Below are 7,487 nucleotides of genomic sequence, written 5' to 3'. Positions count from 1 at the left end.
GGCGAGGTCGGGGGTGGCCCGGCCGGCCGGGGTCGGGGCCCGGTCCCGACCGGCGGCGGGGATCGGCGCGGTCGGGGCGCCGGCCGGGGACGAAGGGGCGTCTTCAGACGGCGAGTTCGGCACGGCCGGTTCCTTCCTGGGTGGTGACGGTGTCGCCCGGGCGGGCGGGGACGAGGCAGGCGCGCTGGTTGGGGCGGCCGTTGACGGTGACGAGGCAGTCGTAGCAGCTGCCGATCCCGCAGAACGCGCCCCGGGGCGCGCCGCCGTCGCGGGTGGTGCGCCAGGCGAGGACGCCCGCGGACCAGAGCACGGCCGCGACGCTCTGGCCCGCCTGCGCGGTCAGCTCGCGGCCGTCGAAGCGCAGGACGTACGTCGCCGTGGGGCTGCCGCCGACCAGTGAGCGGGGGGTGCGCATCAGGGGGCTCCTCGGGTGGGCTTGGCCGCGCGGGATGGGGTCGGGGGTGGGGGTGAGTGCGGGCGGGCGGGCTGCGGGGCCGGGGTCCGGGACGGGGTGGGGGGTCGTCCGGGGCGGGCATGATTTACGGCGCCCTGTGCTGAGCTGCGTTGGTGGGGCAGGAGTGCGCGCCAACAAATCACGTTTTGGCCCCGGTCGACCCCCCACCCCGCCCCGAACCCCGGCCGGGTCGCAGCCCCCGCGCCGGGTGGGGTTCGGGCTCATGGGAAGCGGTTGGGGCGGAAGGGGTGGGGGGGCAGGGGTGGGGGGGTGTTGGTGAGGGCGGCTGCGATCAGGAGGCCGGTGGCCGGGGCCAGGCCGATGCCGGCGCCCTCGTGGCCGCAGGCGTGCAGCAGGCCGGGCACCCGGGGGTCGGGCCCGATCGCGGGGAGGTGGTCGGGGAGGTAGGGGCGGAAGCCGTGGTAGGCGCGCAGGACGCGGACGTCGCTCAGGACCGGGAAGAGGGCCGCCGCCTGGCGGGCCAGCCGGCGCAGCGCCTCGGTGGACGGGCTCCGGTCGAAGCCGACGCGTTCGCGGGTCGCGCCGATGAGGACGGGGCCGGCCGGGGTGCCCTCCACGACGGCCGAGGACTGTAGGGCGGCGGATCCGCTGGCGACGTCGGCGATGTAGTCGGCGGCGTAGACCTTGTGGCGGACCACGCGGGGCAGGGGTTCGGTGACGAGGACGAAGCCGCGGCGGGGAAGGACCGGGAGGGTGGTTCCGGCGAGGGCGGCGATCTGGCCGCCCCAGGTGCCGGCCGCGTTGACCACCGCCGGGGCGTGCAGGGTGCGGTGGGGGGTGCGGACGCCGCGGGCCGCGCCGTCGGCGAGGAGGATCTCGGTGACCTCCTCCCCCGCATACAGCGCGGCCCCCGACGCGGCCAGCAGCCGGGCCGCGGCCTGGGCGGGTTGGACCTGGGCGTCCTGCGGGTAGTGGAAGCCGCCGGCGAGGCCCGGGGCCAGGTGGGGTTCCAGGTCGTGCAGGGCGTCCGGGCCGATCTCGTTGGAGACGACCCCGGAGGCGCGCTGGCCGTCGGCGAAGCCCCGCAGGGCCTTGAGGGTGGTGTCGTCGGGGGCGACGACCAGGCCGCCCTTGGCCTCGTACTCCGTCTCCGGCGGGAGGACGGCGGCGAGTTCGCGCCACAGGGTGGTGGAGAGCAGGGCGAGGTCGAGTTCGGGGCCGGCCTCCTTGTCGGAGACCAGCAGGTTGCCTTCCCCGGCGCCGGTCGTGCCGCCCGCGACGCTGCCGCGGTCGACGACCGCCACGGAGAGCCCGGAGCGCGCCGCGTAGTAGGCGCACGCGGCTCCGACGACACCGGCGCCGATGATGACGACGTCCGGGGAGTGGGTCTGGGACACGGCAGTAATATGTCACATTCTTTTGAGAGTGCCTAGGATCCCCGGGTCGGTCCCTCCCCCCGTTCGGATGAGGGACCGACCCGGGCGCTGATCAGCTGCGCAGCGGGCCCTCGCAGCTGTAGGAGGACGTCCCCGCCGTCTTGTTGGTCCAGATCTCCACCGGGCCGAAGGAGCAGTTCATGTCGGCCAGGTTGTTGGAGGCCGCGCCGGCCCGGTCGAGGATGAAGTAGTCGACCGTCTCGGACATGTCCTTGAAGTTCTGGTCGTCGCTGCGCCAGTTCTTCAGGTTCGCGCTGATGCGACCCGTGCACGTGAAGCGGCGCTTGCCGGGGTCGCCGTTCTCCACGCAGTCCGGGGTGTTGTACGTGGCGGTCGCGAACGTCGACTTCACCGGGGCGAGCGCGGAGTCGCGCAGTTGGTCGTTCGGCGTGAAGGTCGTGTTCGGTACGTGGAGCTGGTCGACCTTGGCGATCTGGGCGTCCAGGAAGCGGGTGTAGTCGCGCTGGAGGTAGGTGTCCGCGCCCATGCGGTGGCGCCAGGAGTCGTACGCCGCCACGTCGTTGGCGCGCAGGTGGGTGTACATCTCGCGCAGCAGCGCGGGCTTCTCGGTCCACAGGAACTCGAAGAAGGTCCCGGCGTAGCTGTAGAAGCGGAAGCCGTCGCCGTCGTAGGTGGCGTTGAGCAACTGCTCGACGGTCATGCGCGGGCCGCCGTTCGCCGTGTCGGCGATGATGCTCTTGACGAGGGACTTGCGGACGGCGATGCCGTTGTCGCGGGTGGCTCCGTCGAAGAACTCGGCGGTGCCCTCGTCCATGGCGGTCGTGCGGTCGCCCTCGTACCAGGGGCCCTCGCCGAAGAAGCCGGGGACGGCGAAGCGGCCGTTGAGGTAGTGCGTGTACTCGTGGCGGAAGAGCTCTTCCAGGGTGAGGGAGGAGTCCTGCGGGACGCGGCGCTGGTAGGTGTAGAAGGTGGCGCCGTTCTCGATGTAGATGCCGCCGTTGTTGGTGTCGTAGCCCGTCAGGATCGGGTGGTAGTTCTCGTAGTCGGCGCGGGAGCCGTACAGCACGATGTTCAGCGTGGAGTTCGGGTCGCCGGCGAGCGGCTGGTCGGTGCCGAGCACGCGGTGGTACTGGGCCTTGACCTGCTTGCTCGCGTAGTACAGCTGGTCGACGGTCGCCCGGTCCAGGCCGGTGCGGACCTTGATGGCGCCGTTGTCGTAGGTGTAGGTGTACGGGAAGATCTGCTTCTCGATGTCCTCCTTGCACACTCCGTACGGCTTGCAGGCGTCGTAGTAGTTGAGCCAGGAGACGAGCTTGGCCCACTGCTCGCTGCCGTTGCCGAAGTCCCGCTTGACCTGTTCCAGCATCCCGCCGAGGTCGGCGGCTATGCCGTCGCGCAGGCCGGCTATCTCACCGAAGCGGGCGTACTCGCTGAGCGCGTCGCGCACCACCCAGGCGTTCGCGGTGCCCTTGAGGTGGGTGTGGGTCGCGAAGGCCTTGAACGCGGCGCGGTACGAGGGGTCGCCCGCCACCGCCGCGTGGAACGCGGCGTCCTGGTTGCCCGGGTAGACGCCGAGGTAGTTGACGGAGAGCGCGGCCAGCGCGGCGCCCGCCCATGCGGAGTCGAGGTGGGTGGCCGGGTGGGCCGGGTCCATGGTCGCCAGGACCTTCTTGATGAGGCCGAGCTGGTGGTGGCGCAGGCCGGGCGCGCTGGCCGCGTAGAGGGCCTCGCGCAGGGTGTTGGCGTTGGTCCGCGTGACGTCGAAGGTGCGGGCGGCGGCCCCGAAATCGGCGATGGCCTGCCGCATGGCGTTCACCGTCGGGGCGTCGGTGACGTCGATCTCGGAGCGCGCGTAGTCGTGGTAGGCGACGGCGTGCAGGTAGGTGAACATCTCCTCCAGGTGTGAGGAGTTGCGGCCGTCGTGGGCCGCGGAGAGGGCCGAGATCCGGCGGGAGACCGCCTGGACGTGGGCGTCGGACATGACGGGCGTCAGGCGGGCGTCCCAGGTCCAGATGAGGCCCCTCAGACAGCCGTCGGCGAGGACGGCCTGGTCGCCGAGGAAGTCGGCGAACTGCTCCGGGGTGAGGTTCGTGATCCCGTCAAGGGTGCAGGGGACGCCCGCCGCGACGCTCCGCGCGGTGGGCGCGGCCTCGGCGGAGGCCGACTTGCGATTCTTCTCCGAACGCTCCGACGAGGCGGCGGAGACCGGCGCCGAGGCGGCCGGAGCGGCGCCGGCCACCTGACCGCCGGCCGCGGCCTTGCCGCCGGGGGCCAGGGCGGGCGCCGCCACGGGCTCCTGGGCGTTGGCGAAGCGCTCGACCTCGTCGAAGGGGTTCGGCGTGGCGGCCGGGGCCGCCGGGCCGAAGGTGGCGGGAGCGGAGACGCCGCTCGCGGCGGCGGGGGTGCCCCGCTCGGACGCCTGGGTCACGGCCTGGCCGGCGGTGGCGAGGAGGGTGACCGCCACGGCGGCGGAGAGGAGGGACGTACGCACAGCTCTGTGCTGGGACACCGGGAACTCCTGGCTGGGAGGGAGGTGGGGGAATTGGTGCGTGAACTGCACTGCGTCACACGGCGTTTGACGGGGATTAACGTGCCGAGGTGTGAGCTGTAACATAGTAATGTGAAATTGCACTGACAACCCCTGTGCGCCCACCAGTTCGGTACTTCTTGAGGGAGCCTCCATGTCCGACCACCCCTCCGGCCTCCACATCGGCAGTCACGACCTGCCGGTATCAGGCGAGTTGTCCCGCTTCATGGCAGCGGACTGGGCGGCCTCACCGCTGTCCGCCGCGGCACGCGTCCCCGCCCACGCCGTGACCCCCGCGCGCCGGGCCCGCCTCTCGGCGCTCTTCCCGGGCGAGCGGCTCGTCGTACGGGCGGGCGAGTTGAAGGTCCGCTCCAACGACTGCGACCACCGCTTCCGGCCGCACAGCGCCTACGCCTGGCTCACCGGCCTGACCGGCGAGGACCAGGTGGGACACGTCCTCGTACTGGAGCCCTCCGGGCCGAGCGGCCACGAGGCGGTGCTGTACCTGCGGCCGCGCTCGCCCCGGGCCGGCGGCAACGAGGAGTTCTACCGCGACCGCCGCTACGGCGAGTTCTGGGTCGGCCGCCGCCCCGACCTGGCGGAGGCGGAACTGTTGACGGGCATCCGCTGCGCGCACCTGGACTCCCTCGGCGCCCCGCCTGCCCGCGACGCCGCCACCGACCACGAGCTGGCCGCCGCCCTGTCGGAGCTACGACTGGTCAAGGACGCGTGGGAGGTCGGCCAGCTCCAACTGGCCGTGGACCACACCACCGCCGGGTTCGAGGACGTCGTACGGGCCCTGCCGCGCGCCCTGGCCCACGAGCGCGGCGAGCGCTGGATCGAGGGCGTCTTCGGTCTGCGCGCCCGTGCCGAGGGCAACGGCACCGGCTACGACACGATCGCCGCCTCGGGCGCCCACGCCTGCGTACTGCACTGGATCCGCAACGACGGCCGACTGAACGGCGACGACCTGCTGCTGCTCGACGCGGGCGTCGAGACGGACACCCTGTACACCGCCGACATCACCCGCACGCTCCCCCTGTCCGGACGCTTCTCCCCGGTGCAGCGGCAGGTGTACGAACTCGTGCTGGCCGCCCAGGACGCCGGCATGGCGGCGCTGCGCCCGGGCGCGAGCTTCCGGGACTTCCACCGGGCCGGGATGCGGGTCATCGCCGAGGGGCTGGCCGATTGGGGCGTGCTGAAGGACGCCGAGGGCGACCTCCACCGGCGGTACACCCTGTGCAGCAGCGGCCACATGCTCGGACTCGACGTCCACGACTGCGCGCGGGCGCGGGCCGACACCTACCTGGACGGGATCCTGGAGGAGGGCCAGGTCCTCACCGTGGAACCCGGCCTCTACCTCCAGCCCGACGACGAGACCCTCCCCGCCGAACTGCGCGGCATCGGCGTGCGCATCGAGGACGACCTCGTCATCACCTCGGACGGCGCCCGCCTGATGTCCTCGGCCCTACCGCGCACGGTGGCGGGCATCGAGGAGTGGATGGGCGCCCTCCTGGAGGGGTAGCTCGTGCGCGCGGGGGCCCGGGTCAGGGCAGCACGGCGATGCCGTCCAGTTCGACCAGGGCCTCGGTGTCCCACAGCCGCACGATGCCGATCACGGCCATCGCCGGGTAGTCGCGGCCCGCCAACCGCCGCCACACCCGGCCCAGTTCGCCCGCGTGTTCCCGGTAGTCGGCCACGTCCGTCGCGTACACGGTGACCCGGGCCAGGTCGGCCGGGGCTCCGCCAGCGGCGGCGAGGGCGGCCAGGAGGTTGGTCAGGGCCCGCTCGAACTGCTCGGGCAGGGTCTCGCCGACCACCTTCCCGGCGCCGTCGAGCGCGGTCTGCCCGGCCAGGAACACGAGCCTGCCCCCGGTGGCGACGACGGCGTGCGAGAAGCCCGTCGCCGGGGACAACCCCTCGGGGTTGACGCGCTCCGGGCTCATCGGGCCGCCACCTCCCGGTAGAGCTCCTTCGCGATGATCGTGCGCTGCACCTCGCTGGCACCCTCGTAGATCCTGGGGGCCCGCACCTCCCGGTAGAGGTGCTCCAGCAGGTGGCCGCGGCGCAGGGCGGCCGCCCCGTGCAGTTGGACGGCGTGGTCGACGACGTACTGGGCGGTCTCGGTGGCCAGCAGCTTGGCCATCGCCGCCCGGCGGGGCACGTCGGGCGCACCGCTGTCGTGGGCCCCGGCGGCCGCGTAGACCAGCAGCCGGGCGGCCTCGGTGCGGGTGGCCATCTCGGCGACCCGGTGCGCGACGGCCTGGAGGTCGGCCAGGACCCCGCCGAACGCGGTCCGGCCGGCCGTGTGCGCGAGGGTGGCGTCCAGGGCGGCCCGGGCCATTCCGACGGCGAACGCGCCCACGCTCGGCCGGAACAGGTTCAGCGTGTTCATCGCGACGCGGAAGCCCTGCCCGGGTTCACCGAGGACGTCCTCGGGTCCGACGGGCACGCCGTCGAAGGCGAGGGAGCCGATCGGGTGCGGCGACAGCATGTCGAGGGCCTCGCCGGTGAGGCCCTCCCGGTCGCCCGGGACGAGGAAGGCGGTGATGCCCTTGGCGCCGGGCGCCTCACCCGTCCGGGCGAAGACGGTGTAGAAGTCCGCCTCGGGGGCGTTGGAGATCCAGCACTTGGCTCCGGTCAGTCGCCAGCCCGGCCCGTCCGGCTCGGCCGCCAGGGCCAGGGCCGCCGCGTCCGAGCCGGCGCCGGGCTCGCTGAGCGCGAAGGCCGCCACCGTCGTGCCCCGCCGTACGCCCGGCAGCCAGCGCTCCCGTTGCGTCGGCCGGCCCGCACCGAGCACGGGGTGGGCGCCGAGGCCCTGGAGGGCCAGGGCGGTCTCCGCCTCGGTGCAGCCGTAGGCCAGGGACTCCCGCAGCAGGCACAGCTCCAGCGCGCCGGAGCCGAACACCTTCTCCAGCAGGCCGAGTTCGCCGAGGGCGGCGAGCAGCGGCCGGTTCACCCGGCCGGGTTCGCCCTTCTCGGCGAGCGGCCCGAGCCGTTCCCGTGCGAGGGTGCGCAGCCCGGCGCACCATTCCTCTTGTTCCGCCCCGAGCGCGAATCCGGTCATCCGAATGCCCCAGTTCTATCGCGTCCTGTTGACTGCCGTCACCATCACGATACGCTCGTGACGCGACCGCACGGCCGGCTC

The 7,487-nt window shown here is 73.2% G+C and carries 6 protein-coding genes; 1 reads left to right on the top strand and 5 read right to left on the bottom strand.

Features of this window, described 5'->3' with window-relative positions; translation table 11 throughout:
- Positions 1–103 precede the first annotated feature (103 nt).
- The 3 genes from NOD94_RS29230 to NOD94_RS29220 all read right to left on the bottom strand — a co-directional run bounded on the left by NOD94_RS29230 (position 104) and on the right by NOD94_RS29220 (position 4,321).
- Positions 104–415: a (2Fe-2S)-binding protein gene (locus tag NOD94_RS29230; protein ID WP_281209138.1), complete on the bottom strand. Its 312-nt coding sequence runs from the start codon at positions 413–415 to the stop codon at positions 104–106.
- Between the two features lie 260 nt (positions 416–675).
- The gene (locus tag NOD94_RS29225; protein ID WP_281209137.1) at positions 676–1,812 is read right to left on the bottom strand and encodes an FAD-dependent oxidoreductase; all 1,137 of its coding nucleotides are present in this window, start codon (positions 1,810–1,812) and stop codon (positions 676–678) included.
- Between the two features lie 91 nt (positions 1,813–1,903).
- A complete protein-coding gene (locus NOD94_RS29220; protein WP_281209136.1) occupies positions 1,904–4,321 on the bottom strand; it encodes a collagenase in 2,418 nt (805 codons plus the stop codon).
- 172 nt (positions 4,322–4,493) lie between these two features.
- Here NOD94_RS29220 and NOD94_RS29215 point away from each other — a divergent pair, with 172 nt between their 5' ends.
- On the top strand, positions 4,494–5,864 hold the full coding sequence (locus NOD94_RS29215; protein WP_281209135.1) for an aminopeptidase P family protein: 1,371 nt from the start codon (positions 4,494–4,496) through the stop codon (positions 5,862–5,864).
- A 22-nt stretch (positions 5,865–5,886) separates the two neighbouring features.
- Here NOD94_RS29215 and NOD94_RS29210 read toward each other — a convergent pair whose 3' ends face one another.
- Both NOD94_RS29210 and NOD94_RS29205 read right to left on the bottom strand, forming a co-directional pair.
- A complete protein-coding gene (locus NOD94_RS29210; RefSeq protein WP_281209134.1) occupies positions 5,887–6,285 on the bottom strand; it encodes a RidA family protein in 399 nt (132 codons plus the stop codon).
- Positions 6,282–7,406, bottom strand: a complete 1,125-nt coding sequence (locus tag NOD94_RS29205) for an acyl-CoA dehydrogenase family protein (protein ID WP_281209133.1) — start codon at positions 7,404–7,406, stop codon at positions 6,282–6,284. The genes NOD94_RS29210 and NOD94_RS29205 overlap by 4 nt, the downstream gene beginning before the upstream one ends.
- Between the last annotated feature and the right edge of the window lie 81 nt (positions 7,407–7,487).

The sequence above is a fragment of the Streptomyces sp. Isolate_45 genome, from assembly GCF_024721315.2.
Classification (GTDB): Bacteria; Actinomycetota; Actinomycetes; order Streptomycetales; family Streptomycetaceae; genus Streptomyces.
The sequence above is the reverse complement of the archived record's forward strand: the minus strand, read 5'-3'. Positions and strand labels throughout refer to the sequence as shown.

Coding starts and splice junctions, on each gene's coding strand:
- NOD94_RS29205 (WP_281209133.1), bottom strand. CDS start 7,406: ATGACCGGATTCGCGCTCGGGGCGGAACAAGAGGAATGGTGCGCCGGG.
- NOD94_RS29210 (WP_281209134.1), bottom strand. CDS start 6,285: ATGAGCCCGGAGCGCGTCAACCCCGAGGGGTTGTCCCCGGCGACGGGC.
- NOD94_RS29230 (WP_281209138.1), bottom strand. CDS start 415: ATGCGCACCCCCCGCTCACTGGTCGGCGGCAGCCCCACGGCGACGTAC.
- NOD94_RS29215 (WP_281209135.1), top strand. CDS start 4,494: ATGTCCGACCACCCCTCCGGCCTCCACATCGGCAGTCACGACCTGCCG.